Here is a 23,384-nt window from a genome sequence, read left to right on the forward strand (position 1 = left end):
GGCTGTCTGTCCATTTCCGGCAGCCGGCGGCGCTGCAGGAAATGGATAGCCGCGCCGAGGGGCGCTGCCCAGACTCCGGCTTGCGTACATTTCCCTGACGCTTTTTTCCATCCAGCCTTGCCACCCACGTTCGGCGGACCACCGCCAGAGGAGTTCCTTCATGCCGTACAGACGCCAGCGCACGACCACCGCCGCCGTGCCCTCGGTCATCGCCCTCGCCGTCTTCGCCGCGGTGCTCGCCGTGTCGCCGCAGGTGCGCGCGCAGACCGTCAAGGTCGGCCTCGCGATGGACCTGTCGGGCCCCTTCGCCGTCGGCGGCGCCGAGTCGAAGGCCGGCTTCGCGGTCGCGATCAAGCAGCTGGGCGGCAAGCTCGGCGGCGTGCCGGTCGAGTTCGTCGAGGCCGACACCGCGGGCAACCCCGAGACCGCGCGCCAGGTGGTCGAGCGCATGCTGATGCGCGACAAGATCGACCTGTTCACCGGGCCGGTCGGCTCCTCGGTGGCGCTGGCCGTGGCACCGCCGCTGTTCGCGGCCAAGGTGCCCTACCTGTCGAGCAACACCGGGCCGAGCGACCTCTCGGGCGCACGCTGCAATCCCTACTTCTTCGGCGCCTCGTACCCCAACGATGCGTACCACGAGGCGGCCGGCAAGTTCGCGGGCGACAAGGGCTTCAAGAAGGTGGCGCTGATCGCACCCAGCTACCCGGGCGGCAAGGACGCCATCACCGGCTTCAAGCGCACCTACAAGGGCGGCACGGGCGACGAGCTCTACACCAAGCTGGGCCAGCTCGACTACTCGGCCGAGCTCGCGCAGATCCGCGCCTCGAAGCCCGATGCGCTCTACTTCTTCCTGCCGGGCGCGATGGGCGTGGCCTTCATCAAGCAGTTCGTGGGCGCGGGCCTGTCGAAGGACGTGGCGCTGATCTCCACCGCCTTCTCGGCCGACGAGGACATGATCCCCGCGGTCGGCGAGCCGATGCTCGGGCTGTTCAACACCGCGCACTGGTCCTTCGACCTCGACAACCCGGCCAACCAGCGCTTCGTGGCCGCGTTCCGGCAGCAGAACAACGGCCGCAATCCCTCGTTCTACGCGGGCCAGGCCTACGACGTGCTGATGGCGATGGACGCGGCGGTGCGCGACGTCGGCGGCAAGGTGGCCGACAAGCCCGCGTTGCTAAAGGCGATCAAGGCCGCCAACTACAAGTCGGTGCGCGGCGACTTCCGCTATGGCGCCAACAACTTCCCGATCCAGAACTACTACCTGCGCGTGATCGCCAAGGACGGCAGCGGCCGCATCGCCAACAAGGTGATCGGCACCGTGCTGACGAACTACCAGGACACGACCGCGGCGCAGTGCGCGATGAAGCCGTCCTGATCCGGTGCCTCAATGCCGCGCGGTCTCGCGCGGCAGGTGCCCGAAGCGCTCGCGGTAGCAGGCCGCGAAGCGGCTCAGGTGCGAGAAGCCGCAGTTGAGCGCCACCTCGGTCACGCTGGCACCGTCGTGGCGCGCGAGCTGCGCATGCGCGGCATCGAGCCGCATGTTGCGCAGCACCTCGCCGGGCGAGCGCTCGCGGTAGCGCCGGAACAGCAGCGCCAGCCCGCGCCGCGTGAGGCCGGCGGCGCGTGCCACCTCCTCGAGCGACAGCGGCGTGTCGAGCCGCTGGTGCATGAACTCCTCGGCGCGCCGCAGCTGGCGCAGGCTCGCGGCCTCCGAGCCGTGCCGCGCCTCGTCGTGCCGCTCGCGCACCGAGTTCGGCCGGTGGCACAGCAGGTAGAGCATCAGGTTGTCCTCGCAATGCGAGAGCCAGCGCGCGTCGTAGCCGGCATCGCCCGCCGCGGGCAGCAGCGAGGCGAGGCTCGCCACCATGCGGCGCCATTGCGTGCCCGCCGTGTCGTCGAGCCGGAACGGCATCTCGAAGTCGATCTCGCCCACCGCATCGGCGCCGCGCAGCGGGAAGGCATGGCGCGCCACCTCCTGCAGCCGGCTCAGCTCGATCTTGAGCATCAGCTGTTCGCAGTCGGCATGCCAGCGCAGCCGCACCGGCTTGTGGGCCGAGATCACCGCACCCTGCCCCGGATGGATCTGCAGGCTGCCGCCGGCATGGTGGATGTCGGCGTGGCCGCGCAGCGGCATCTGCACCAGCACGAAGTTGCCGAGCGCATCGGGCTCGATGTCCACGTCGCAGCCATAGCGCAGGATGCACAGCGAGAGTGCGCTCAGCTCGGCGCGGCAGAAGATCGCATCGACGTCGCCGCGATGCCAGACGCTGCGGTGCGGCTTCAGCTCGCAGGCGATGCGCGCATGGGTTTCGTCCGCCGCGCGGGAACGGAAGACCTCGCGCCCGTACAGCGGCGAGAGTTGCTGGCTCGACCATGCTTCCACGGACACTCCTGCGATTTCAAGGTGGGGAACCGAACGCTTGTTGCGTCTTGTGCGGCGGCGAATCTACGTGCAAACGCCGCGGGCCGCCATGGCGGTTGCCCTGAGGCGATGCACACGGAGGTATTCGCGCAGCAAGAAGCCTGCCCGCGGGGCCTGAAGCGCAAAGCAGCGGACGTTGCGATTGCTTGCATGTCGCGCGGCCGTTCTGGCCGAGGGCGTGGCTATCATCCGCGCCCTTCGGGAGAGAAAAGACGCCCATGAGCGAACGAGAAAGAGGGAGGGTGGCGCATGCGCGCCTGCTGCTGCCGGGCCTGTGCTGCGCCCTGCTCGCGGCCTGCGGTCCGAGCGACCGCACTGCGACGGCGCCTTCAAACGCAGCTCCCCCGGCCCTGGCCCGCCCCACCCTCGACAGGCTGCAGGCCACCACCCGCGGCGCCTACGGCACGGCCTACTACCGGCTCGTCGCCGACAACCGCAGCGTGGCCGCGAAGTACCGCAGCTACCTGCGCATGAACGTGCCCGGCACGGTGCCGAACGCGAGCGCCTTCCATGGCAGTCCCTCCGAGCTGCATCCCATCCTCTCGGACCTCGAGGCCGCGCGCATCGACGGCTCGGGCGACGCGGCGCTCGACGCCGCCGTGGACGGCGTGCTGGCGGCCGGCGACAGGCTGGTCGACGTGTGGACGCCGCTCGACGCCTATTACGCGTCCAGGGGCTTCCTCGAGGACCACTGGGCCCGGGCCCGCGCCGCCGACGACGACATGCGTCGCGCCTTCATCGGCCTGCTCGAGCGCATCGACACGCTCGGCACCGAGCTCGACCGCGTGCAGGATGCGCTGCATGCCCAGCGCTCACCCCGGCTCAAGGAGATCGTTGAATGAGGAAATCAACCGCCATCACGGTGCTCGCCGCGCTGCTGCAGGCCACCGTGCCGGTGGCGGCCCAGGCCCCGGCCGACCCGGCCGCGCCCAAGCAGCAGGAGCAGCAGCCTTCCTATGACCTGCGGATCTCGACCGAGAAGCTGGCGTTCCGGGTGTACGTCAACGACCTGCTGATCCAGGCCTTCCCGACCCGGCGGATCGGCTCGATGAGCATGCCGCTCAACCCCGCGATCCTGCGCAGCGGCCCGCAGAAGCTCACGATCCGCCTGCTGCCCGCGGCCGGTCAGGACCGGCTGCCCGACACGGACGACCTCAAGGTGGAGCTGGTCGTGCGCAGCAAGACCGCACCGCCGCGCAACACCATGCTCTATGAACTGCCCCCGCTGCGCGACGGCAGGCAGGCGCAGTTCACCGACCCGCGGGGCTTCAGCCAGACGGTGCAGTTCGAGGCCCAGGTGCCCTACAGGCTGGCCGGCTGGGAACGCAGCGTGCCGCTCGATGCCAACGATCCCAAGCTCGAGGCCGAGGTGGTCGAGGCCTACCGCCGGCTGATCGACGACATCGGGAACAGGAAGGGCGAGGCCTTCATGGGCGCGCTGGCCAAGGCCCAGCGGCTGCTCTATCCGACCATCTACCTGTCGGCCAGGGAGGCGCGGGAGCGGGATGCCGAATGGGTGAGCTTCATCGACAAGGGCACCGGAACCGTCGTACCGCTCGAGCACCACGCGCTCGAGATCCGCGGCGACGGCAAGCTGGTGCGGCTCAGGCGCACCGATCCGGCCAGCGTCGACGAAGGCGTGGTGCGCATCGCGTACAAGCGGGGGCCGCAGCCCCGGACCATCGTCTACGACATCTACCTGCACCGGCCCGCGCCCGGCGCGAAGCTCGAGCCGATCTGGTACTTCATGACCGACTTCAACTGACGAGACGAGCCCTGAAGTCGGCCGCTGCCGATGCCGGAGCGCCCACGGCAATCGGTAGCAATAAATTGAGAACCAAGGTACTATTTCCTGGCTTCGCAGGCCTCTCGCGCCTACGCTCGCCTCCCATGCACTCAGCCCACATCTCCGTCGACCTCCAGGATGGCTGGAATGGTTCGTTCTTCTGCAGGGAGACGGTGCGCGGCAGCTATTCGGGCGTGGCCCGGATCACCTGGCACGGCATCCCCAAGGGCGACCTCGTCGTGATGCGCCAACCTTCGCTGGAAGCGGCCGTCGAGCGCGTGCGGCTGCGCGGTGGCCAGTTCATCAAGGCACGCACCCAGCCCTGAGCCCGCCCCTCTCGTTCGCGCGCGGCCTCGTCAACCGAGGCTCGAGCGCTTGCAGTTGAACACCGTGCCGCTGTCCGCCGTGCGCAGCATGGGCACCTTGCCCACGAAGCTCAGCGTGGCGCTGGTCAGCCGCCATTCGCCGGCCTTGAACAGCTTGAACAGCGTGGTGGTCTCCACCTCGGAGGTCGGGATCGAATTGAACACGTAGACCGGCTCGCCGGACGATTCGTCCATGCCGACCAGGTCCGCGCGCATCTTGCCCAGCGTCTCGGTTTCGCGCGTCTTCGATCGCACCACATCGAGATTGACCGTGCGCGAGAACTCGTCGATCGCGATCCTGCGCACCGCGTTGAACGGCGCATTGCCCGCGGCCGGCCCCGGCGTGCAAACGATGGTGGCGGCCGATGCGGCCGTGCAGGAGGCCGCCAGTGCCAGCAGCAGGCAGGCCGGGCGGCTTCTTCGGGTGGTCATGGATCGTCCCTGGTCTGTGGTTCCGGAGGTGGACCACTGTAGCGCGCGGCCATACCCCCGATCTTCGTGCGCCCGCGTCGCTCGCGCCCCTGCCGACTACAACCATCTTCGTAACTTCCATTCGACGACATCTTCTGACCCAATCGCTCTCCACCAATGCGCAAGCCATTGGCCGCGCGATGCCATCCCGCATCGGCGAGCACAAGCAGGATGCCCCGCGCATCCGCAGCACGAGGAGATTCAGCATGCAGGTTCATCGGACGTTCCGCCGATTCACGGTGGCCCTGGCCGCCGCATTCGTGCTCGGCCTCGCCGCCTGTGGCGGGGGTGGAGGCGGCGGCGGTGGCGGGCTGCCGCTGCTTCCGCCGGTGGCCGGTGAACCGCCGCCCGCGCCGCCGCCGTCCAGCACGAGCCGGGTGATCAATGCCACGCTGAAGTCGAATGCGAACGGCGACACCTATCCGATCCAGATCTACCTGCCCGCCGCCTACGATGGCGGGACATCGACCTATCCCGCGATGTACCTGACGGACGGCGATGCGAAATTCAATTTCGGCACGTCGCGCTTCCAGAACTTCGTCGACATCCTCGAGCAGCAGGGCAAGAAGGCCATCGTCGTCGGCATCGGCGGCACCGCGCACCGCAACACCGACTACCTGCCGCCCGGCTCCACGGCGTATCACGACTTCGTCACGCGCGAACTCGTGCCTTACGTCGAATCGAACTACCGCGCCAACCCGGCCAAGCGCATGCTCTCGGGCCTGTCGAACGGCGGCATCTTCGTCGCGAGCGCCTTCTTCATGGAGGGGGCGGGCCAATTCACCTTTCAGTACTTCTTCTCTTCCGAAGCCCCCTTCAACGGCCCGCTGGCCGCGCCGATGGATCAGCTCGAGAAGCAGATGTATGCCAACGCCGCTACCCGCGATGTTCCCGTGACGCTGCTGCTGGCCTATGCCCTCAACAACAGCGGCGGCCCCACGATCACCGCGATGCACGACACCATCGCCAGCCGCAACTACAAGGGCCTGAAGCTGAGCCTGAAGGGGTATGCGGGCGGGCACACGCAGATGGATATCCCTTCGCTCGGGGACATCGCGGCGCGGTTCATCGACTAGCTGCACGCGCTTCGGACGTTGCTCCGCGTGCGCCCTTCCTCCTCCTCCCAACGGAGGAGGGATCGAACTCCATGGCAGGCACAGAATCGCGGCCAGCCAGAAGGAGTCATCGATGCTCGAGAACAAGACGCTCGTCACTGCCTGCCTTGCGCGGGTCAGCGCGGGGGCGTGGCCGGAGGTCGAGGGGCATCACCTCGAGGTGCTGCAGACGGCGGGGTTGATTGCGGCGGTGGAGACGCCTTCAGTGCGGACTCAGGCGAGGCCGGCGCGGCGGTTTGCTTATCAGTTGACGCCGGCGGGGAAGGAGTTGCTTTGGCCGCGGAAGAGTCGGCCCGCGACGTGAACCGACCCGGTGGTTCCGGGAGCACCCGGACTTCATCCGCTTGTTGACCATCTGGATCCGGCGGACAAAGGTGGATCCGGCATGCTTATGGGTGTACATCTGGATTCAACCCAGCCATCGAAATCCCCATGAGCATGCACATCTGGAACACCCGAAAACTCAGAGACGATCTGGTCCACGACAGGCTCGATGAAACCGATGGCCTCAAGTACATGCTGGCAGCGGCGCTGCTCTATGTGATCCTGAACTATTCGGCGCTCTGGTTCGGTGGCTACCGAAACTGGACCTTGCTGTTCGAGGCCGCCCTCACCCTCGCCATCAGCTTCGTGGGCACGCACGAAGCATTTGTCGCGAACGGTGCGGCTTCCGGGCGCGACTTCGTTCGTCGCTATTGCGTCATTGCGGTTCCCATCGGATTCAAGGTCCTGGCCCTCAATCTTCTGGTGGCGACGCTCATGCACTTTGGACTGCCGCATGTGCTGACGAACGAAACGTTTCGGGATCCGGCTTTCGTTTATCGCCTGCTTGTGTTCGTCGCGTCGCTTGCCTACACCATCATCTACTTCATGCGGATTGCTCATCACATGCGGAAGGTGGCGGCCGCGACATCGATTCGCGGCGGGGGCGATCGATCTGAATGGTGAAAAGAGCGTATGCGCGTTGACGCGCCGAAGGCACTCGCCATGGCACGGCCGCGGGGCAGCGATCGGATGATGGAAGGGAAGCAGCGAAGGGCGCCAAATCCAAGCGGCCACCTCTTCAGTGAAAGCCGTTGTGGTTGACTACTCACTTCAGGCTTCTGCACTTGCTGCGAACGAAGAAATGGTAGGACGTACTGCATCGGAAAGATCGGCTGCGGGGCGCATAGATCAGAATCACAAACGCAAGGAGTCACGCCCGCATGCCCCAGCAAGCCACCCTACTCCGCGTCCTGATCGCCTCTCCGGGAGACGTAGCCCACGAAAGGCAGCTGGTACGAACCGCTGTTCACGAATGGAACGCTACGCATGCGGAGTCGCGCTCCATTGTCCTGCTTCCCGTCGGCTGGGAGACCGACTCCGCCCCAGAAATGGGCGACCGGGCACAGGCGATCATCTCTCGGCAGATGGCGGATGGTTGCGACATCCTGGTCGGAATTTTCTGGACGCGGGTCGGCACACCCACTGGCGGGTATGCCAGCGGGACAATAGAAGAGATCGAACGACATCTGGCTGCAGATCGGCCCGCCCTCCTCTACTTCTCGTTGGCTCCCGTTCAGCTCGACAGCGTTGACCCCGACAGCTACAGCCGTCTCAAAGCGTTCAAAGCAAGCTGCAGGGATAGGGGCCTGATCCAGCAATACTCGAGCCAGAGTGAGTTTCAGCAACTCTTTCAGCGGCATCTTGCGAAGACTATGAACGGGCTAGGAGGACCAGGGCAAGTCCCGGCGCCATTGGCGCCCTCAGTAGAACTTAGCGACGAAGCGCGGCGGCTGCTTCGAGACGCAGCCAACGATCAACACGGCACGATCATCGTCACGCAGAGCTTGGCTGGCTGGACAGTCCAAGTCGGCGGCGTCGATTTGGTCGAACCTAAACACGCACGAGAAGAAGCGCGATGGCGCGCGGCGGTCAGCGAACTGCTTGATGCCGAGCTGATCGAGCCCGTCGGCAACAAAGGAGAGTTGTTCTCGGTCACCAATCTGGGATACAAGGCTGCAGACAAAGTCGAGCCATGACTTGATGGTCAGTGGCAACGCGAGACAGTATCCGCCCCGCCCGATGCAAGCCGCCCAGCGAAAACCCGTGCTTGCGTGCTCGCGGCCGCATTGCGTTTAGACCAGAATCCAATGATCCTGACCCTCGACATCCACAAGGAAGCACCCGGCGTCTACATCGCGCGGGTCGAAAGCAGCGGCGTACTCGTGACCGAACCCGCCGACTACAACTCCATCGAAGCAGCGATCGCGGGCGAGTCCAGCGCTGTCCCAGACGGTTTCGCGCACTTCATGGAAGTCCGCTACTACGGGTTCTCCAGCGGTACGGAACCGATCCGAGCGCTTCCGGGTAAAGCGCGCGCGATTGCTGGCCGCCTCATGGCTTTCATCGCAGAAAGCCATCGTCTGGCGTAGATTGCAAGAGATGGATGCAAGAGAGCAGTCCAACCAAGCCTGATGCACACAGAGGAGAACGGTGGATGAGCTATGTTTTGGCCACGACGGAATCCAGGGTTCGCTGGTACACCTTCGCCGTTGGGCCGAACACCAAGGCCGGCTCTTTCGAATTACTGGAAGTTCTTGATCTAAAGCAGGTGCCATGCTTCCCCGACAAGGCAGCAGCAAAACAGGTCGCACTTGCTCTGGGCCTCAATGCCCGGCGTTACGTAAAAATTTAGTCCACAGACAGCCTGAGCAAGTATCGGATGCTGGACACATATTGATCAACCCTATCTCGGGTGCGGTCCTCAATCTCAGTCAGATTACCGACGCGAGCAACATCTTGGCGTCATTGATTCGGTGATCCGTTTTCATGGGATCACCCGCGATCCGTCTTCGATCAGAAGCTGGACCGCAGAGTCTGAATCCAGCTGCATATCAAGGCTTACGACCTGGCTGGCCAAAGCCAACGCAGAGCAAAGGGCTCCTGTCGTGATCGCGACTGGTCCTTGTCGTGTATTGCGCCAAAGATCACCGAGCGCAAGGGCATCAACGTCGGTCAGCGTCTCAATGTCAAATAGCAGCCAACGCTCATCTTGTCCAAACTGCGCTGCGAGTTCCGCTGCAACAGCTTCACCTGAGATCGGGGAGTCACCGATTGATTCGAACATCTCGAAGCTCCATTTTCTAGTTAAGAGGCCTTGGTGGCCCCGTGGCCGCCCAGATGACATCAAGCCTATGGCCCAACGGGCTGCGCAGCGCGTCTGCGCTTGCTAAGCGTTCGAGGTCGTGCGCATCGAGCTCGACTCGCCACGTCAGGTCCTCGACGCTTAGGAACGAGCCTCCGGCCTTGCGGGCGGCCACGAACCGTCGCTCGCGGTGACCGGTTTAGACTATCGCTCGCACTGATTCCGCCTGTGCTGGGGTTTTCGACTCGCGAAGACGGTTGCAACCCATGCCGCTTTGCCGATATTTTCTTGCAACCATGCCCACAGTAACCAACAGGCAGCAAAGACGGCGATTTCAACGCCTTACACGCGCAGAGCGCGGCCGTGTTGTCAGGATAGTGCCAATGCTAGGGCGCAGTGGTTGTCTCTTTAAAACACGTTAGCCCTCTCATGAAGCTGTTTCCCTCCGGGATATGCGAATACTGCGGTCGCAGTGGCGAGCACCCAGAGTGCGAGCAAGCGGTAGCCGAAGCCGTACTTCGCCACCAGAAGGCCGATGCAGAGCTTCTTCGGAAATACGCAGAGCACGGTGCATATGGGATTCACGGCCCAAAGTCCACGGAGTCTTTCACTCGGGCTTGCGCCAGCTTAGAAAGTTATCTCGGAAGGCCACTGAGCTTTGATTGTGCAAGTGCCCTGGAAGCGAACAGTTGGTGGTTTCTTCCGGAAAAGTGGATCGGGATGATAGGTTTCGTCGTGGAAAAGGAAACTGGTTTGGTCTATCCGCTTGGTTCCGGCCTCGCTTCGCTAGCCAGCCTGCCGAACGTTGGGGCGCATTGGAGTGCAATTCTTGAATATGTTTCAGGCCACTTGCGACCCGTCCAGCCCGGCGAGGCCTAAGCTTTCCACCGAGGAGATGTCTATAAGCATCGCTTCGCCCATTTGCTGTTTCAATCAAGCAAGGAGAACGGTCCTGGTAGCGTGCTGTGCCAGCGCCAGGGCGAGACGAAGGAGAAGCTGCGCATCGTCACCGAGAGCCTGCTGGCCGGGCTGATCCTCGAGAACCGCGCGTACAAGAAGGCGATCAAGTCCGAGCGCAAGGTCTATGCGATGGTCCTCCTGGTCAACGAGGTGGGCAAGCCGCTGACGAAGCCCATGTTGCGCGACCGCTTTTACGATGCGCGCGAGGCGGCCGCGCTGCCGAAGGCGGACTTCCAATTCCGAGACATGCGCCCGAAGGCCGCAACCGAAATAGACGAAGAGCGCAGCATGCGCTACGCGCAATCACTGTTGACCCACACGACGGAACGCGTGACCGTGAATTGCATCCAGCACAAGCTTGGGAAGAACGTGCGGCCGCTGCGCTAGAGAGCAACCTCATCCATTCGGAGAGCGTCTAATCGACGAGTTTGTTGTTGCCGCCGGGCCTCCAACACGGAGAGTGCGACCTCCTGATCCTGTGAGAGCTCATCACCGGCCACAGCGCGGCAAGCATCCAACATGAGTGCTGTGCAGATATCGAGACAATCGGCGGGCTGCAACCCAAGATCAGGGGAGCGCACTCGAACCGGCCGGAGCTCATCCCACTCTACGTAGCTCACAGCAGCTGACATTTCGGCATGGCTATACCCCGAAAGCGTCTGATAGATGGTTGCGTATGCCTGGGGCGTTCCAGCTGCGGCCGCCCAGTCCTTGACTGAGTGCGATTTGCCAGAAGGTATCGATGCGATTGCGGCTTCGATTTCAGCGTCGTTCATCCCGGGTCCACGTTCATGCTCCGCGAGGACTCTCAATCTGCCAATTGTCTTGCGCCCCTCGGAGTTGGCGTGTGACAACCACTCCTCGAATTTTTCAGGGTGGGCTCGAATAGCCAACAGCACCCAGCCAGCCTCAAGTACTGTGCGCGACAGGGCACACGCTGGCTCAAAATGGCCCGCTCGGATTAAGTCGCATACAGCACTCGCAAACACTGACATGCGAAGGCAATGCCCGGCCTGCACGACCGTTTCAAGATCATCCGCAATGGAACGCTGATCAAAAATGCGCGCGGCGAGAGTCAATGTTTCGTCCGCGAGCGCTAGCGCATCTTGAATGCTGGAATTCATCAGCGGATAGTAATTTGCGGAAGTCTGTTCCGCAAAGCGCCTAATTCTTGAGCAATTGACGCTACAAGAAAAAGAGCGCACAAGCTAATGCCTGTGCGCTCTGCAATGGTGGTAGGACGTACTGGATTCGAACCAGTGACCAACGGATTAAAAGTCCGCTGCTCTACCAACTGAGCTAACGTCCCGAATTCGGTTTCCCTTGGAAGGGAGTTCCTCGTTCTTGTTCTTCTTGGTGCTTCGCCGCTGTGTCAAACGCGGCAAAGCCCGAGATTATAGCGTGGTATTTGCAGCCACCCGATCGAGAACCCACCCCGCCGCGCACTGGCCGAAGGTCGCGGTCACGCTGACCACCGATCCGTAGCCATGGCAGTTGAGCGAACCGTCGCCGCTCTCGATGGCGCACGAAGCATCGGGCGGGGCCACGCTCTCGCGGCTGAAGACACACGTGACGCCGATCTTGCGACCCTCGCGCGGCGCGCCGTGCGACTTGCGCAGGCGTTGCCGCAGTTGCGCGAGCAGCGGGTCGTGCGTGACCTGCGAGAGGTCGTCGATGTCGACCTTGTGGGCGAGCCGCTTGCCGCCCGCCGCGCCGACGGTGATGAAGTCGGTGCCGCGCGCGACGCCGCGGGCCCAGGCAGCCATCGCGAGCTTGGCCTTCACCTGGTCGCAGGCATCGATGACGGCATGCACGGGGCCGTTGGCGACCTGCGCGGCTTCGAGCAGCGCGGGCCAGTTGTCGGGCTCGACGAACTCGTCGATCGGCAGCACGCGGCACTCGGCATTGATCTGCGCGATGCGCTCGCGCATGGCCTCGACCTTGGCCTGGCCCACGGTGCTGTCGAGCGCGTGGATCTGGCGATTGATGTTCGACTCGGACACGTGATCGAGATCGATCAGCGTGAGCCGCCCCACCCCGCTGCGCGCCAGCGCCTCGACGGCCCACGATCCGACGCCGCCGATGCCCACGACGAGCACGTGCGCGTTGCGGATGCGCGCGGCACCGCTCACGCCGTACAGGCGCTCGAGGCCGCCGAAGCGGCGCGCGAAATCGGGTGCCATGGCTTCGTCGCCAGACGCGACAAAACCGGCGGCTGCCTCGGGGGCAGTCGCCGGTTCGGTCGTGGAGACGGGCTCGTGAACGGCGCTCAAGCGGAGGGCTCTGCCGGCACTAGCGCAGGCGCGAGAGACGCTCGCGGCCGGCCTGCGCGGCTTCCGACTGCGGGTAGGCCTTGGTCAGGTCTTCCAGCGTGCGGCGCGCGGCGCGCGTGTCCTTCAGTTCGATCTGGCAGTTCGCGATCGACAGCACGGCCTCGGGGGCCTTGGCATGGTCGGGCGCGAGCGAGAGCATCGAACGGAAGTTGGCGATGGCCTCGTTGTAGTTGCGCGTGGCGTACTGGGCGTTGCCGAGCCAGAACAGGGCCGAGGCGTTGTAGCCGCTTTGCGGGTAGCGCTTGACGAACTCTGCGAAGGCCGTCTGGGCCTGGGCGAACTGGCCGGCGCGGAACACGCCGAGCGCGGCTTCGAAGTCGGCCTTCTCGCGCGGATCGGCATTGAACTCGCGGCCATCGACCGTGACCTTCGAGGGCTCGTTCTGCTTGAGCCGGTCGTCGATGGTGGTCTGCTTGGACTGCAGGTCGCTCACGGCGCGCGTGAGCTGTTCGTTCTGGCCGGTCATGCGCGCCAGGTCGCCGCGCATCTGCTCGATCTGCGTCTGCAGGTCGAGCAGGCTGCGCCGCAACTGGCCGTTCTCGTCGCTCAGACGCTGATCGGTCTGCTGGCGCACGGCCTCCACGCGCTGGCGCAGGTCGAGGATGGCCTTGCGGGCCTCGTCATCCTCGAACAGCGCGGCCTGCGATCCGGCCGAGGCGCACAACAGGGCGGCCGCCAGGGCCGCGCCACGCCACAGAGCGCGTTGGGCGGGTCGCATCACCGGGTGTAGCGGATTTCGGCGCGACGGTTCTGCGCCCAGACTTCTTCACCCGCGCCGGTCACGGCGGGCTTTTCCTTGCCGAAGCTCACGGCTTCGATCTGGCTGTCGTTCACGCCCAGCAGCGTGAGCGCGCGGCGCACGGCTTCCGAACGCTTCTGGCCCAGCGCGAGGTTGTACTCGCGGCCGCCGCGCTCGTCGGTGTGGCCTTCGATCGAGATGCGGCGTTGTGCGTTGGCCTTGAGGAAACGGGCATGGCCGTCGATCAGCGACTGGAACTCGGGCTTCACCGTGTAGCTGTCGTAGTCGAAAAACACGATGCGCTCGACGCCCACCGGGCCTTGCGCGGTGCCGGCGTTGGGATCGATCGTGACGGGCGCCACGGAAGTGGTAGCGCCCTGGTTGCCGGCGCCACCGGTGGTGCCGGTGCGGTCGGTCACGGGCGTTTCGTTGAGCTTGGTGCCCGACGAGCAGCCTGCGATCAGCGCCACGATGGCCAGCGAATAAATCGTACGTTTCAACATTTCGAACTCCTCAGATAAACCTAATCATTGCTTTTGAAACGGACCCCAGTCCGGTTCCCTGATGTCTCCTGCCTGACCCGCCAGCCGTGCCTTTATTTTTCCGTCCAGCGTGGTCGTCATGAGGGCTTCGCGACCTTGCAGTTGCGTGGCGTAGACGATCAGCTTGCTATTGGGGGCAAAACTCGGACTCTCGTCCGCCGAGGTGTCGGTGATGGCGGTGACATTGCCGCTGGCCAACTCCATCACATGGAGTTTGAAGGCCCCTCCCACGCGGGAGATGTAGGCCAACCACCGGCCGTCGGCGCTGACGGAAGGAGAAATGTTGTAGGTACCGCTGAAGGTGACCCGGGTCGGGTTGCCGCCGTTGGCACCCATCTTGTAGATCTGCGGCGCGCCGCCGCGGTCGCTCACGAAATAGATGGTGCTGCCGTCGGCCGAGTAGACCGGTTCGGTGTCGATGCTCGCGCTCTGGGTCAGCCGGCGCGGCTCGCCGCCGCTGGCCGGGATGGTGTAGAGCTGCGAGCCGCCGTCGCGGCTCAGGGTGACGGCGAGCGTGCTGCCGTCGGGCGCCCAGGCCGGCGCGCTGTTGGAGCCGCGGAAGTTGGCGACCAGCCGGCGCTGGCCGCTGGCCACGTTGTGCACGTAGACCACGGGCTTGCGCGACTCGAAGGACACGTAGGCCAGTTGCTGGCCGTTGGACGACCAGACCGGCGAGATGATCGGCTCGGGGCTGGCCAGCGCGGCCTGCGCGTTCTCGCCGTCGGCATCGGCCACCCACAGCGAGTAGCGGCTGCCGCCCTTGGTCACGTAGGCGATGCGGGTCGAGAAGATGCCCTTGTCGCCCGTGAGCTTCTCGTAGACGTAATCGGCGATGCGGTGCGAGGCGAGCCGCAGGTCGCCCTGGGGAACGATGTAGCTCTGGCCGCCGAGATCGCCGCCGTTCGGTCCGCGCACCACGTCCCAGAGGCGGAAGCGCACGTCGTAGCGGCCGTCCGCCAGGCGCGTGACGCTGCCGACCACGAGCGAGTCGGCGGTGCGCTGGCGCCAGACGGAGAAATCAGGACGCGAGCCCTCGTCGAGCGCCTGGCCCGAGGCATCGACGCCGCGGAACTGGCCGCTGCGCTCGAGGTCGGCCTGGACGATCTCGGAGATCTTCTGCGGCGAGGAATCCTGGCCGCGGAACGGCACGAGCGCGATGGGCAACTGGGTCAGCCCCACGCCCGACACCTCGACCTTGAACTGGGCGAGTGCGGGCAAAACGGGGGAGGCAGCCAGGGCCGCAATGACCGTGCGGCGACCCAAAAGCGATGAAGAAGGAGTTGGAGAGAGGGCTTGCAACGGCTTGTTCATGCGGTTTCGGAGAGATCTCGGGTTGAAAAAGTTTCTCCCCTTGTAACGGGGCCACATGGTACACATTGCTTTGATGGCGCCATTGCAAAACGTTCCATGCGGGGCCGGGTCCTACATTCAAAATGCTTCAGGAAAGCGGTCCGAAGCACCGGCCCGGGCGGCTGAAAGGGTGTTCCGACCCGCCCCGTAGAATCCGCCGCCATGCAGACACCCCCCGGCAGCGAAGCCGCACGCCCTCCCCTGATGCGCCGGCTGGCGCGGCTCATGACCTGGTTCGGCGGCTCGCGCCAGTGGTGGGCGCTGGGACTGAGCGGCGCGATGCTGGCCGCCATCACCGAGCCGCTGATGGCGGCCCTCCTCAAGCCGCTGCTCGACCGCGGCTTCACGCGCGGCGAAATGCCGCTGTGGTTCGTGCCGGCGGCCGTGCTGCTGCTGTTCGCGGTCCGCGGCATCGCCCAGTTCATCTCGCAGTACGCGCTCTCGCGCATCGCCAACGAAGGCATGCAGCGGCTGCGCAAGGTGCTGTTCGACCGGCTGCTGGGCGCCGAACTGGCGCTGTTCGCGCGCCAGTCGGCCAGCACGCTGTCGAACACCGTGGTCTATGAAGTGCAGACCGGCGCGATGCTGCTGGTGCAGGCGCTGCTGGGGCTGTCGCGCGACGGCTTCACGCTGGTGGCGCTGCTGGGCTACCTGGTCTACCTGAACTGGAAGCTCACGCTGATCGTGGCCTTCCTGGTGCCGAGCATCTCCTGGATCATGAAGGTGTTCTCCAAGCGCCTCTACAAGCTGACGCAGCAGGGCCAGCAGGCCACCGACGAGCTGGCCTACGTGGTGGAAGAGAACGTGCTCGCCCACCGCATGGTGCGCCTGCATGGCGCCGAAACGGCCCAGGCCCAACGCTTCGAGCAGCTGAGCCAGAAGCTCAACCGGCTGGCCGTGAAGTCCACCATCGCCCAGGCCGCGACCACCCCGCTCACGCAGATGATGGCCTCGCTGGCGCTGTCGGTGGTGGTGATGATCGCGCTCTGGCAGAGCGGCAAGCAGGGCTTCACCGTCGGCGGTTTCGTCGCCTACATCACCGCGATGCTGATGCTGATCGCGCCGATCCGGCGCCTCGCCGAAGTGGCCGGCCCGATCACGCGCGGCCTGGCGGCCCTCGAACGCGGCCTGGCGCTGGTCGACGAGGTGCCGACCGAGCCGCAGGGCAGCTTCGGCATGGCGCATGCCCAGGGCCGTATCGAGTTCCGCGACACGCGCGTGAACTACCGCGGCGACGACGAGCGCCCCGCCCTCGACGGCGTGAGCATCGCCATCGAGCCGGGCCAGAACGTGGCCTTCGTCGGCCCCTCGGGTTCGGGCAAGACCACGCTGATGAACCTGCTGCCGCGCTTCGTGCTGCCCAGCGGCGGCCAGGTGCTGCTCGACGGCCACGACATCTCGGAATGGGAGCTCAAGAGCCTGCGCTCGCAGTTCGCCATGGTGAGCCAGGACGTGGTGATGCTCAACGACACCCTGGCGGCCAACGTGGCGCTGGGCGCCGACGCCGAGATCGACCGCGACCGCGTGCTGGCCTGCATCGCGGCCGCCAACCTCAGCACCCACGTCGAGGGCCTGCCCCAGGGCATCGACACCGTGCTGGGCCACAACGCCACCCAGCTCTCGGGCGGCCAGCGCCAGCGCCTCGCGATCGCGCGCGCGCTCTACAAGGATGCGCCGGTGCTGCTGCTCGACGAGGCCACCTCGGCCCTCGACACCGAATCCGAGCGCCTGGTGCAGGACGCCCTGCAGCGCCTGATGCAGAACCGCACCACGCTGATCGTGGCGCACCGCCTGTCGACCATCCAGCATGCCGACCGCATCATCGTGATGGAACAGGGCCGCGTGGCCGAGCAGGGGTCGCACGCGCAGCTGATGGCGCTCGACGGCCTCTATGCGCGGCTGCAGACGAACGCGGTGCGCAGCGCCGCCGCGGGTCAGGACCCGACGCTCTGATCCCGGCCGCCGGGCGGCGCCGGCCTTGAGACCCCCTCCGTCACCAGCACGCCCGCCGAGAGGATGAACTCGGCCGCGCTGCGGATGTCGCCCTCGAGCGCGGCCCGGGCCTTGGCGCCGTCGCGCCGCTTCAGCGCCGCGAGCAGCGCCGCATGGTGCACCACCCCCGTCTTCTCGCCCACGCGGCGCGAGCCGGCGCGCAGGTCGTAGTTGAGGATCGGCCCGATGCGCAGCCACAGCGCCTCGATCATCTGCAGCAGCATCGGCATGTCGGCCGCGGCATAGACCGCGAAGTGGAATTCCTTGTTGAAGGTGACCAGCCTCGAGCCATCGGGACTCGCCGCCTTCATCTCGGCGACGAAGGCATCGTGGCGCTCGGCGATCTCGCGCAGCGCCACGGTGCCGACCGCCGCGGCCGCCGCGGCCGCCGCCTCGGTCGCCAGCCCCTCGAGGTTGGTGCGGATCACCGTGATTTCCTTGAACTGCGCGGCCGTCATGCGCGGCACGCGCAGGGTGCGGCTGGGCGTCAGCTCGAGCGCCTGCTCGGCCACCAGCCGCTGCATCGCCTCGCGCACCGGCATCACGCTCACGCCCAGCGCCGCGGCGGCGCTGCGCAGCGAGATCTGCTCGCCCGGCATCATCTGCCCGCTCATCACCAGGTCGCGCAACTGGTCGTAGACGTTGGCGCTGAGCGTCTGGCGCTTGAGCGGGGTGACGAGGTCGGAGAGCTCCATGCCGGGAAGTATACGGTTCGGGGTATACCCTATGCGATATCTGTGATCACAGATCTACGATGCCGACCGTTCACTGTCACACCCCAAGGAGCTATTCAGAATGTGGAACGGAAATTCCCTCGCCGGCCGACGCGTGCTCGTCACCGCGGGCGCCAGCGGCATCGGCCTCGAGATCGTGCGTGCCTTCGCCGCGGCCGGCGCCCGTGTCTTCGCCTGCGACGTGCAGGCCGAGGGCCTGGACCGGCTGTCGGCAGAGCTGCCCGAGGTCGGCAGCTGCCTCGCCGACGTCTCGAGCGAGGAACAGGTGGCCCGGCTGTTCGAAGCCACGGACCGCGAGCTCGGCGGCCTCGACGTGCTGGTCAACAACGCCGGCGTGGCCGGCCCGACCGGTGGCATCGAGACCCTCTCGCTCGACGACTGGAACCGCACGCTGGCCGTCAACATCACGGGCCAGTTCCTCTGCGCCCGGCTCGCAGTGCCGCGGCTGCGCCAGGGCCGCAATCCCTCGATCGTCAACCTGTCCTCGGCCGCCGGCCACCTGGGCATGCCGGGCCGCTCGCCCTACTCGGCTTCGAAATGGGCGGTGATCGGCTTCACCAAGACGCTCGCGCTCGAACTCGGCCATGACGGCATCCGCGTCAACGCGATCCTGCCGGGCGCGGTCGACGGGCCGCGCATCCGCGCCGTGATCGCCGCCAAGGCCCAGGCGCTCGGCAAGCCCATCGAGGAAGTCACGCGCATCTACACCTCGCAGTCGGCGCTCAACCGCATGGTGACGGCCGGCGACATCGCGAACATGGTGCTGTTCGCCGCCAGTGACCTGGCGGCCAGCGTCACCGGCCAGGAGCTCGTGGTCGACGGCCACACCCAGGCGCTGAGCTGACCCCGCCCTCTTCTTCTCTTCCCGACCTCACCCGAACCCCATCCATGGCCACCCGCACCAAAGCCATCATCACCTGCGCCCCCACCGGCGCGATCCACACGCCGAGCATGTCGCCGCACCTGCCGGTGACGGCCGACGAGATCGCCGCCGCCTCGATCGAGGCGGCCCGCGCCGGCGCCGCGATCCTGCACCTGCATGCGCGCGATCCGAAGGACGGCCGCCCCTCGCAGGATCCGGCGCTGTTCCGTCCCTTCCTCTCGAAGATCAAGGCCGCCACCGACGCGGTGATCAACATCACCACCGGCGGCAGCCCACACATGAGCGTCGAGGAACGCATGCGCCCGGCCACCACCTTCAAGCCCGAGCTGGCCTCGCTGAACATGGGCTCGATGAATTTCGGCCTGTTCCCGATGCTCGAGCGCTTCAAGTCCTTCGAGCACGACTGGGAGCGCGAGCACCTCGAGAACAGCCGCAACCTGATCTTCAAGAACACCTTCGCCGACATCGAGAACATCCTGCGCCTGGGCGAAGCCAACGGCACGCGCTTCGAGTTCGAGTGCTACGACGTCAGCCACCTCAACAACCTGCGCCACTTCATGGACCGCGGCCTGGTGCGCGCGCCGGTGTTCGTGCAGACGGTGTTCGGCATCCTCGGCGGCATCGGCGCCGACCCCGAGGACCTGATGCACATGCACCGCACCGCGACGCGCTTGTTCGGCGACCGCTTCCAGTGGTCGATCCTCGGCACCGGCCGCAACCAGCTGCCGCTGGCCACCATCGGCGCGGCCATGGGCTCGCACGTGCGCGTCGGCCTCGAGGACTCGCTGTGGATCGGCCCGGGCCGGCTCGCCGCCTCGAGCGCCGAACAGGTGCTGCGCATCCGCGCCGTGCTCGAGGCGCTGAACATCGACATCGCGACACCCGACGAGGCGCGCGAGATCCTCGGCCTCAAGGGCGCGGCGAAGGTCGACTTCTAGCCCTCGCATCCCCATCGTCCGCAGCGCCGCCGCATCGCACGGCGCGCCGCTGCATTCCTTCACCAGAACAAGACTTCAGAGAGAGACACCGATGGCACACACCTCCATCCCCGGCGCCCGTCTCGGGCCCGCGGCCGACACGGCCACCACCGACGAGCAGACCTCGCTCAATGCGCTGATCTTCCGCAAGCTGATGCCGCTGCTGGTGCTGGCCTACGTGATCAGCTTCATCGACCGCACGAACATCGCGCTCGCCAAGAGCCACATGGCGGTCGACATCGGCATCTCGGCCGCGGCCTACGGCCTGGGCGCGGGCCTGTTCTTCCTGAGCTACGCGCTGCTCGAGGTGCCGAGCAACCTGGTGATGCACCGCGTGGGCGCGCGCTGGTGGATCGCCCGCATCATGATCACCTGGGGCCTGCTGTCGGCCGGCATGGCCTTCGTCACCGGCGAGACCTCGTTCTACGTGATGCGCGTGCTGCTCGGCGCGTCCGAGGCCGGCCTGTTCCCGGGCGTGATGCTCTACCTGAACTACTGGTTCGGCCGCAAGGACCGGGCGCGCGCCACCGGCTACTTCTTGCTCGGCGTGTGCATCGCCAACATCCTCAGCGGCCCGGTCGGCGGCGCGCTGCTGCAGATGGACGGCCTGCTGGGCTGGCACGGCTGGCAATGGATGTTCGTGATCGAGGGCCTGCCGGCCGTGGCGCTGGCCTTCGTGGTCTGGCGCAAGCTGCCCGACGGGCCGGCCGATGCCCGTTGGCTCACGCCGGCGCAGGCGCGCGCCATCGAGCAAGGCCTCGCCGCCGAACGCGCCGAGGACGCGGCCCATGGCCAAGTCGGCGAATCGTTCCGCGCCTGCCTGGTCGACAAGCAGATCTGGCTCGCGATCTTCGTCTACTTCTGCCACCAGATCAGCATCTACACGGTGATCTTCTTCCTGCCGAGCATCATCGGCACCTACGGCAAGCTCACGCCGCTGCAGATCGGCGCGCTCAACTCGCTGCCCTGGGTCGCCGCCGCGGTCGGCGCGATCGCGCTGCCGCGGCTCGCGGTCACGCCGCAGCGCGGCCGGCTGCTGCTGCTGATCGGGCTGGTCGCCATGGCCGTGGGGCTGGGCATCGCGGCCTTCGCGAGCCCGGCCGTCGCGCTCGCGGGCTTCTGCCTCACGGGCTCGATGTTCTTCGTGGTGCAGTCGGTGATCTTCCTGTTCGCTTCCTCGCGCCTGGCCGGCGTGGCGCTCGCGGGCGGGCTGGCGCTGGTCAACACCTGCGGCCTCGTGGGCGGCTTCATCGGGCCGTCGGTGATGGGATGGATCGAGCAGAGCACGGGCCGCACGACCAATGGCTTGCTCGCGATGGCCGTGCTGCTGGTGCTGGCCGCACTGGCCAGCATCGGGATGCGCCAGGGGCGCGAATCGCGTCGTTGAAAAACCGAGAACGGGTTCCGAGGCTCAGAGCAGCACGATGTCGTACTGCCCCTGCCCGATCGCCGGCTCGGCCTGCAGCGAGATCGGCTTGCCGATGAAGTCGCTGAGCCCGGCCAGGTGCTGGCTCTCCTCGTCGAGGAACAGCTCGATCACCTGCGGCGACGAGACGATGCGGAACTCGCGCGGCGTGAACTGCCGCGCCTCGCGCAGGATCTCGCGCATCACGTCGTAGGCCACGCTGCGCGCGGTCTTCACGATGCCCTGGCCGCCGCAGGCCACGCAGGGCTCGCACAGCATGTGGGCCAGCGATTCGCGCGTGCGCTTGCGCGTCATCTCGACCAGGCCGAGCTGCGAGAAGCCGCCGGCCGTGGTCTTCACGCGGTCGCGCGCGAGCTGCTTGCGGAACTCGCCGAGCACCTGCTCGCGGTGGTCGTCGCGCGCCATGTCGATGAAGTCGACGATGATGATCCCGCCCAGGTTGCGCAGCCGCAGCTGGCGCGCGATGGCCTGCGCCGCCTCGAGGTTGGTCTTGAAGATGGTGTCGTCGAAGTTGCGCGCGCCGACGAAGCCGCCGGTGTTCACGTCGATGGTGGTCAGCGCCTCGGTCTGGTCGACCACGAGGTAGCCGCCCGACTTGAGATCGACCCGGCGCCCGAGCGCGCGCGCGATCTCCTCGTCGACCGAATAGAGGTCGAAGATCGGCCGCTCGCCGCGGTAGTGCTGCAGCTTGCCGGACGCCTTGGGCATGAACTCCAGGCCGAACTTCAGCAGCAGCTCGAACTGCTCGCGCGAATCGATGCGGATGGTCTGCGTGTCCTCGGTGGTGAGGTCGCGCAGCACGCGCTGCAGCAGGCTCAGGTCCTGGTGCAGCAGCGACATTGGCGGCAGCCGCGTCGAGGCCTCGCGGATGCGCGACCAGGTCTTGCGCAGGTAGGCGATATCGTCGGCGAGCTCCGCGTCGGTCGAGTCCTCGCCGTTGGTGCGCAGGATGAAGCCGCCGGTGTTCTCGGGCACCACGCCGCCGCTGTCGGCGGCCGCGGCGGCCTCGATCAGCGCGAGCATGCGCGAGCGCAGCGCGTCGCGCAGGTCGGCCGGGATCTTCTGCGACACGCCGATGTGGTTGTCCTGCGGCAGGAACACGAGCAGCCGGCCCGCGATGCTGATCTGCGTCGACAGCCGTGCGCCCTTGGTGCCGATCGGGTCCTTGATGACCTGCACCAGCAGCGACTGGCCCTCGAACACCTGCTTCTCGATCGGCACCATGGTGCCGCCGTTGCGGTGGTCGCGTTCGGCCGGCGCGGCGCTGGGCCGCGAGCCCGGCGTGAACGGGGCCACGATGTCGGCCACGTGCAGGAAGGCGGTGCGTTCGAGCCCGATGTCGATGAAGGCCGACTGCATGCCCGGCAGCACGCGCGAGACCTTGCCCAGGTAGATGTTGCCGACCAGTCCGCGCTCGAGCGTGCGCTCGACGTGCAGCTCCTGCACCGCGCCGTGCTCGACCACCGCCACGCGGGTCTCCTGCGGGGACCAGTTGATCAGGATGTCTTGCATGGAGTTCTCGGTTGTCTCGGTTGTCTCAAATGGGGAAACCGGCGCGCCGCAGCAGTTGCGCGGTCTCGAACATGGGGAGGCCCATGATGCCCGAATAGGAGCCGCTGATGTGCTCGACGAAGGCGGCCGCCGCGCCCTGGATGCCATAGGCGCCGGCCTTGCCCAGCGGCTCGCCGCCTTCTACGTAGCGGCGGATCTGCGCACGGGTCATCGCTGCGAAGCGCACGCGCGACACGCTCAGCGCGGCCTGCCGGCGACGGCCCTGCTGCAGCGCCACGGCGGTCAGCACGCGGTGCGTGGCGCCCGACAGCAGCGCGAGCATGCGCTCGGCATCGCGCGCGTCCTCGGGCTTGCCGAGGATGGTGCGGCCCAGCGCCACGGTGGTGTCGGCGCACAGCACGGGCGCATCGGCCAGGCCGCGGCGACGCAGGCGCGCCACGGCGGCATCGAGCTTGAGCGCGGTCACGCGCTGCACGTAGGCAGTGGGCGATTCGCCGGGCAGCACGGTCTCGAGCGCCTCGGCGTCTTCGTCGTCGGCGGCCAGCAGCAGTTCATGGCGCACGCCGAGCTGGCCGAGCAACTGGGCGCGGCGCGGGCTCTGCGAGGCGAGGTAGAGGAAGGTCGGGGTGGTCGGCACGGCGGTCGTCTCT

General features: G+C 66.4%; 27 protein-coding genes and 1 tRNA gene. 15 read left to right on the forward strand and 13 right to left on the reverse strand.

Annotated features, from left to right (window positions below):
* Positions 1 to 160: 160 nt before the first annotated feature.
* Positions 161 to 1,375 (forward strand): ABC transporter substrate-binding protein, encoded by a 1,215-nt coding sequence (locus tag AC07PU_RS26965; RefSeq protein WP_495321559.1) that lies wholly within the window; start codon positions 161 to 163, stop codon positions 1,373 to 1,375.
* A 9-nt stretch (positions 1,376 to 1,384) separates the two neighbouring features.
* On the opposite strand, the gene AC07PU_RS26970 is transcribed toward AC07PU_RS26965, so the two are convergent.
* Positions 1,385 to 2,383: an AraC family transcriptional regulator gene (locus tag AC07PU_RS26970; protein WP_495321560.1), complete on the reverse strand. Its 999-nt coding sequence runs from the start codon at positions 2,381 to 2,383 to the stop codon at positions 1,385 to 1,387.
* 257 nt (positions 2,384 to 2,640) lie between these two features.
* On the opposite strand from AC07PU_RS26970, the gene AC07PU_RS26975 reads away from it, so the two are divergent.
* From AC07PU_RS26975 to AC07PU_RS26985, 3 genes are all read left to right on the forward strand, one after another.
* Positions 2,641 to 3,264: a YiiG family protein gene (locus AC07PU_RS26975; RefSeq protein WP_495321561.1), complete on the forward strand. Its 624-nt coding sequence runs from the start codon at positions 2,641 to 2,643 to the stop codon at positions 3,262 to 3,264.
* Positions 3,261 to 4,187 (forward strand): hypothetical protein, encoded by a 927-nt coding sequence (locus tag AC07PU_RS26980; protein ID WP_495321562.1) that lies wholly within the window; start codon positions 3,261 to 3,263, stop codon positions 4,185 to 4,187. Before AC07PU_RS26975 ends, AC07PU_RS26980 begins: the two co-directional genes overlap by 4 nt.
* A 125-nt stretch (positions 4,188 to 4,312) precedes the next feature.
* Complete coding sequence (locus AC07PU_RS26985) at positions 4,313 to 4,534, forward strand: hypothetical protein (RefSeq protein WP_093341623.1); 222 nt, start codon at positions 4,313 to 4,315, stop codon at positions 4,532 to 4,534.
* Between the two features lie 30 nt (positions 4,535 to 4,564).
* Here AC07PU_RS26985 and AC07PU_RS26990 read toward each other — a convergent pair whose 3' ends face one another.
* Positions 4,565 to 5,005, reverse strand: a complete 441-nt coding sequence (locus AC07PU_RS26990; protein WP_296794722.1) for a hypothetical protein — start codon at positions 5,003 to 5,005, stop codon at positions 4,565 to 4,567.
* A 179-nt stretch (positions 5,006 to 5,184) separates the two neighbouring features.
* Between AC07PU_RS26990 and AC07PU_RS26995 the strand changes: the two genes are divergently transcribed.
* The 6 genes from AC07PU_RS26995 (at position 5,185) to AC07PU_RS27020 (ending at position 8,836) form a co-directional block, all read left to right on the forward strand.
* Positions 5,185 to 6,120 (forward strand): alpha/beta hydrolase, encoded by a 936-nt coding sequence (locus tag AC07PU_RS26995; protein ID WP_495321563.1) that lies wholly within the window; start codon positions 5,185 to 5,187, stop codon positions 6,118 to 6,120.
* A 112-nt stretch (positions 6,121 to 6,232) separates the two neighbouring features.
* Positions 6,233 to 6,463: a hypothetical protein gene (locus tag AC07PU_RS27000; RefSeq protein ID WP_495321564.1), complete on the forward strand. Its 231-nt coding sequence runs from the start codon at positions 6,233 to 6,235 to the stop codon at positions 6,461 to 6,463.
* Between the two features lie 128 nt (positions 6,464 to 6,591).
* Positions 6,592 to 7,107, forward strand: coding sequence for a hypothetical protein (locus tag AC07PU_RS27005; RefSeq protein ID WP_495321565.1), 516 nt, complete (start codon positions 6,592 to 6,594; stop codon positions 7,105 to 7,107).
* A gap of 257 nt (positions 7,108 to 7,364) precedes the next feature.
* The gene (locus tag AC07PU_RS27010; protein ID WP_495321566.1) at positions 7,365 to 8,180 is read left to right on the forward strand and encodes a DUF4062 domain-containing protein; all 816 of its coding nucleotides are present in this window, start codon (positions 7,365 to 7,367) and stop codon (positions 8,178 to 8,180) included.
* A 111-nt stretch (positions 8,181 to 8,291) separates the two neighbouring features.
* Positions 8,292 to 8,573 (forward strand): hypothetical protein, encoded by a 282-nt coding sequence (locus AC07PU_RS27015; RefSeq protein WP_495321567.1) that lies wholly within the window; start codon positions 8,292 to 8,294, stop codon positions 8,571 to 8,573.
* Positions 8,574 to 8,638: 65 nt separating this feature from the next.
* On the forward strand, positions 8,639 to 8,836 hold the full coding sequence (locus tag AC07PU_RS27020) for a hypothetical protein (protein WP_495321568.1): 198 nt from the start codon (positions 8,639 to 8,641) through the stop codon (positions 8,834 to 8,836).
* Between the two features lie 132 nt (positions 8,837 to 8,968).
* On the opposite strand, the gene AC07PU_RS27025 is transcribed toward AC07PU_RS27020, so the two are convergent.
* Both AC07PU_RS27025 and AC07PU_RS27030 read right to left on the reverse strand, forming a co-directional pair.
* Complete coding sequence (locus tag AC07PU_RS27025) at positions 8,969 to 9,268, reverse strand: hypothetical protein (RefSeq protein WP_495321569.1); 300 nt, start codon at positions 9,266 to 9,268, stop codon at positions 8,969 to 8,971.
* Positions 9,269 to 9,284: 16 nt separating this feature from the next.
* Positions 9,285 to 9,461, reverse strand: coding sequence for a hypothetical protein (locus AC07PU_RS27030; RefSeq protein ID WP_495321570.1), 177 nt, complete (start codon positions 9,459 to 9,461; stop codon positions 9,285 to 9,287).
* 746 nt (positions 9,462 to 10,207) lie between these two features.
* Between AC07PU_RS27030 and AC07PU_RS27035 the strand changes: the two genes are divergently transcribed.
* The gene (locus tag AC07PU_RS27035; RefSeq protein WP_495321571.1) at positions 10,208 to 10,633 is read left to right on the forward strand and encodes a site-specific integrase; all 426 of its coding nucleotides are present in this window, start codon (positions 10,208 to 10,210) and stop codon (positions 10,631 to 10,633) included.
* Here the strand turns inward: AC07PU_RS27035 and AC07PU_RS27040 are convergent.
* The 6 genes from AC07PU_RS27040 to tolB all read right to left on the reverse strand — a co-directional run bounded on the left by AC07PU_RS27040 (position 10,630) and on the right by tolB (position 15,171).
* On the reverse strand, positions 10,630 to 11,370 hold the full coding sequence (locus AC07PU_RS27040) for a DUF5677 domain-containing protein (RefSeq protein WP_495321572.1): 741 nt from the start codon (positions 11,368 to 11,370) through the stop codon (positions 10,630 to 10,632). The two genes, AC07PU_RS27035 and AC07PU_RS27040, sit on opposite strands and share 4 nt — an antisense overlap.
* A gap of 109 nt (positions 11,371 to 11,479) precedes the next feature.
* A tRNA-Lys gene (locus AC07PU_RS27045) sits at positions 11,480 to 11,555 on the reverse strand.
* Positions 11,556 to 11,640: 85 nt separating this feature from the next.
* Positions 11,641 to 12,429 (reverse strand): tRNA threonylcarbamoyladenosine dehydratase, encoded by a 789-nt coding sequence (locus AC07PU_RS27050; RefSeq protein ID WP_495321573.1) that lies wholly within the window; start codon positions 12,427 to 12,429, stop codon positions 11,641 to 11,643.
* 109 nt (positions 12,430 to 12,538) lie between these two features.
* Positions 12,539 to 13,297, reverse strand: a complete 759-nt coding sequence (gene ybgF, locus AC07PU_RS27055) for a tol-pal system protein YbgF (RefSeq protein ID WP_093341603.1) — start codon at positions 13,295 to 13,297, stop codon at positions 12,539 to 12,541.
* Positions 13,297 to 13,821 carry a peptidoglycan-associated lipoprotein Pal gene (pal, locus tag AC07PU_RS27060; protein ID WP_093341601.1) on the reverse strand — a complete coding sequence of 175 codons (525 nt, stop codon included), beginning with the start codon at positions 13,819 to 13,821 and terminating at the stop codon, positions 13,297 to 13,299. The genes ybgF and pal overlap by 1 nt, the downstream gene beginning before the upstream one ends.
* A gap of 24 nt (positions 13,822 to 13,845) precedes the next feature.
* Entirely contained in the window at positions 13,846 to 15,171 is a 1,326-nt protein-coding gene (gene tolB / locus AC07PU_RS27065) for a Tol-Pal system beta propeller repeat protein TolB (RefSeq protein WP_172705446.1), read from the reverse strand.
* Positions 15,172 to 15,372: 201 nt separating this feature from the next.
* On the opposite strand from tolB, the gene msbA reads away from it, so the two are divergent.
* Positions 15,373 to 17,163: a lipid A export permease/ATP-binding protein MsbA gene (gene msbA / locus AC07PU_RS27070; protein WP_490875542.1), complete on the forward strand. Its 1,791-nt coding sequence runs from the start codon at positions 15,373 to 15,375 to the stop codon at positions 17,161 to 17,163.
* Here the strand turns inward: msbA and AC07PU_RS27075 are convergent.
* Entirely contained in the window at positions 17,145 to 17,897 is a 753-nt protein-coding gene (locus AC07PU_RS27075) for a GntR family transcriptional regulator (RefSeq protein WP_495321574.1), read from the reverse strand. The genes msbA and AC07PU_RS27075 overlap by 19 nt on opposite strands.
* Before the next feature lie 100 nt (positions 17,898 to 17,997).
* Here AC07PU_RS27075 and AC07PU_RS27080 point away from each other — a divergent pair, with 100 nt between their 5' ends.
* From AC07PU_RS27080 to AC07PU_RS27090, 3 genes are all read left to right on the forward strand, one after another.
* Positions 17,998 to 18,780, forward strand: a complete 783-nt coding sequence (locus AC07PU_RS27080; RefSeq protein WP_495321575.1) for an SDR family oxidoreductase — start codon at positions 17,998 to 18,000, stop codon at positions 18,778 to 18,780.
* Positions 18,781 to 18,824: 44 nt separating this feature from the next.
* Entirely contained in the window at positions 18,825 to 19,757 is a 933-nt protein-coding gene (gene kce / locus AC07PU_RS27085) for a 3,5-dioxohexanoate:acetyl-CoA acetone transferase (RefSeq protein ID WP_495321576.1), read from the forward strand.
* A gap of 91 nt (positions 19,758 to 19,848) precedes the next feature.
* The gene (locus AC07PU_RS27090; protein WP_495321577.1) at positions 19,849 to 21,183 is read left to right on the forward strand and encodes an MFS transporter; all 1,335 of its coding nucleotides are present in this window, start codon (positions 19,849 to 19,851) and stop codon (positions 21,181 to 21,183) included.
* 24 nt (positions 21,184 to 21,207) lie between these two features.
* Here AC07PU_RS27090 and rng read toward each other — a convergent pair whose 3' ends face one another.
* Together rng and AC07PU_RS27100 are read right to left on the reverse strand one after the other, a co-directional pair.
* Positions 21,208 to 22,734 (reverse strand): ribonuclease G, encoded by a 1,527-nt coding sequence (gene rng / locus AC07PU_RS27095; protein ID WP_495321578.1) that lies wholly within the window; start codon positions 22,732 to 22,734, stop codon positions 21,208 to 21,210.
* Between the two features lie 25 nt (positions 22,735 to 22,759).
* A complete protein-coding gene (locus AC07PU_RS27100) occupies positions 22,760 to 23,371 on the reverse strand; it encodes a Maf family protein (protein ID WP_495321579.1) in 612 nt (203 codons plus the stop codon).
* Positions 23,372 to 23,384: the final 13 nt, after the last annotated feature.

This window comes from Variovorax sp. GW821-FHT10D07, from assembly GCF_059415325.1.

Bases quoted from the DNA above. Each gene is read 5' to 3' on its own strand.
- AC07PU_RS27015 (WP_495321567.1), top strand. From the start codon at position 8,292: ATGATCCTGACCCTCGACATCCACAAGGAAGCACCCGGCGTCTACATC.
- AC07PU_RS27005 (WP_495321565.1), top strand. From the start codon at position 6,592: ATGAGCATGCACATCTGGAACACCCGAAAACTCAGAGACGATCTGGTC.
- rng (WP_495321578.1), bottom strand. From the start codon at position 22,734: ATGCAAGACATCCTGATCAACTGGTCCCCGCAGGAGACCCGCGTGGCG.
- msbA (WP_490875542.1), top strand. From the start codon at position 15,373: ATGCAGACACCCCCCGGCAGCGAAGCCGCACGCCCTCCCCTGATGCGC.
- pal (WP_093341601.1), bottom strand. From the start codon at position 13,821: ATGTTGAAACGTACGATTTATTCGCTGGCCATCGTGGCGCTGATCGCA.
- AC07PU_RS27040 (WP_495321572.1), bottom strand. From the start codon at position 11,370: ATGAATTCCAGCATTCAAGATGCGCTAGCGCTCGCGGACGAAACATTG.
- kce (WP_495321576.1), top strand. From the start codon at position 18,825: ATGGCCACCCGCACCAAAGCCATCATCACCTGCGCCCCCACCGGCGCG.
- AC07PU_RS26965 (WP_495321559.1), top strand. From the start codon at position 161: ATGCCGTACAGACGCCAGCGCACGACCACCGCCGCCGTGCCCTCGGTC.
- AC07PU_RS26985 (WP_093341623.1), top strand. From the start codon at position 4,313: ATGCACTCAGCCCACATCTCCGTCGACCTCCAGGATGGCTGGAATGGT.
- AC07PU_RS27025 (WP_495321569.1), bottom strand. From the start codon at position 9,268: ATGTTCGAATCAATCGGTGACTCCCCGATCTCAGGTGAAGCTGTTGCA.
- AC07PU_RS26995 (WP_495321563.1), top strand. From the start codon at position 5,185: ATGCCATCCCGCATCGGCGAGCACAAGCAGGATGCCCCGCGCATCCGC.
- AC07PU_RS27050 (WP_495321573.1), bottom strand. From the start codon at position 12,429: ATGGCACCCGATTTCGCGCGCCGCTTCGGCGGCCTCGAGCGCCTGTAC.
- AC07PU_RS27080 (WP_495321575.1), top strand. From the start codon at position 17,998: ATGTGGAACGGAAATTCCCTCGCCGGCCGACGCGTGCTCGTCACCGCG.
- ybgF (WP_093341603.1), bottom strand. From the start codon at position 13,297: ATGCGACCCGCCCAACGCGCTCTGTGGCGTGGCGCGGCCCTGGCGGCC.
- AC07PU_RS27075 (WP_495321574.1), bottom strand. From the start codon at position 17,897: ATGGAGCTCTCCGACCTCGTCACCCCGCTCAAGCGCCAGACGCTCAGC.
- AC07PU_RS26990 (WP_296794722.1), bottom strand. From the start codon at position 5,005: ATGACCACCCGAAGAAGCCGCCCGGCCTGCCTGCTGCTGGCACTGGCG.
- AC07PU_RS27020 (WP_495321568.1), top strand. From the start codon at position 8,639: ATGAGCTATGTTTTGGCCACGACGGAATCCAGGGTTCGCTGGTACACC.
- AC07PU_RS26975 (WP_495321561.1), top strand. From the start codon at position 2,641: ATGAGCGAACGAGAAAGAGGGAGGGTGGCGCATGCGCGCCTGCTGCTG.
- AC07PU_RS27000 (WP_495321564.1), top strand. From the start codon at position 6,233: ATGCTCGAGAACAAGACGCTCGTCACTGCCTGCCTTGCGCGGGTCAGC.
- AC07PU_RS26980 (WP_495321562.1), top strand. From the start codon at position 3,261: ATGAGGAAATCAACCGCCATCACGGTGCTCGCCGCGCTGCTGCAGGCC.
- AC07PU_RS27090 (WP_495321577.1), top strand. From the start codon at position 19,849: ATGGCACACACCTCCATCCCCGGCGCCCGTCTCGGGCCCGCGGCCGAC.
- tolB (WP_172705446.1), bottom strand. From the start codon at position 15,171: ATGAACAAGCCGTTGCAAGCCCTCTCTCCAACTCCTTCTTCATCGCTT.
- AC07PU_RS27010 (WP_495321566.1), top strand. From the start codon at position 7,365: ATGCCCCAGCAAGCCACCCTACTCCGCGTCCTGATCGCCTCTCCGGGA.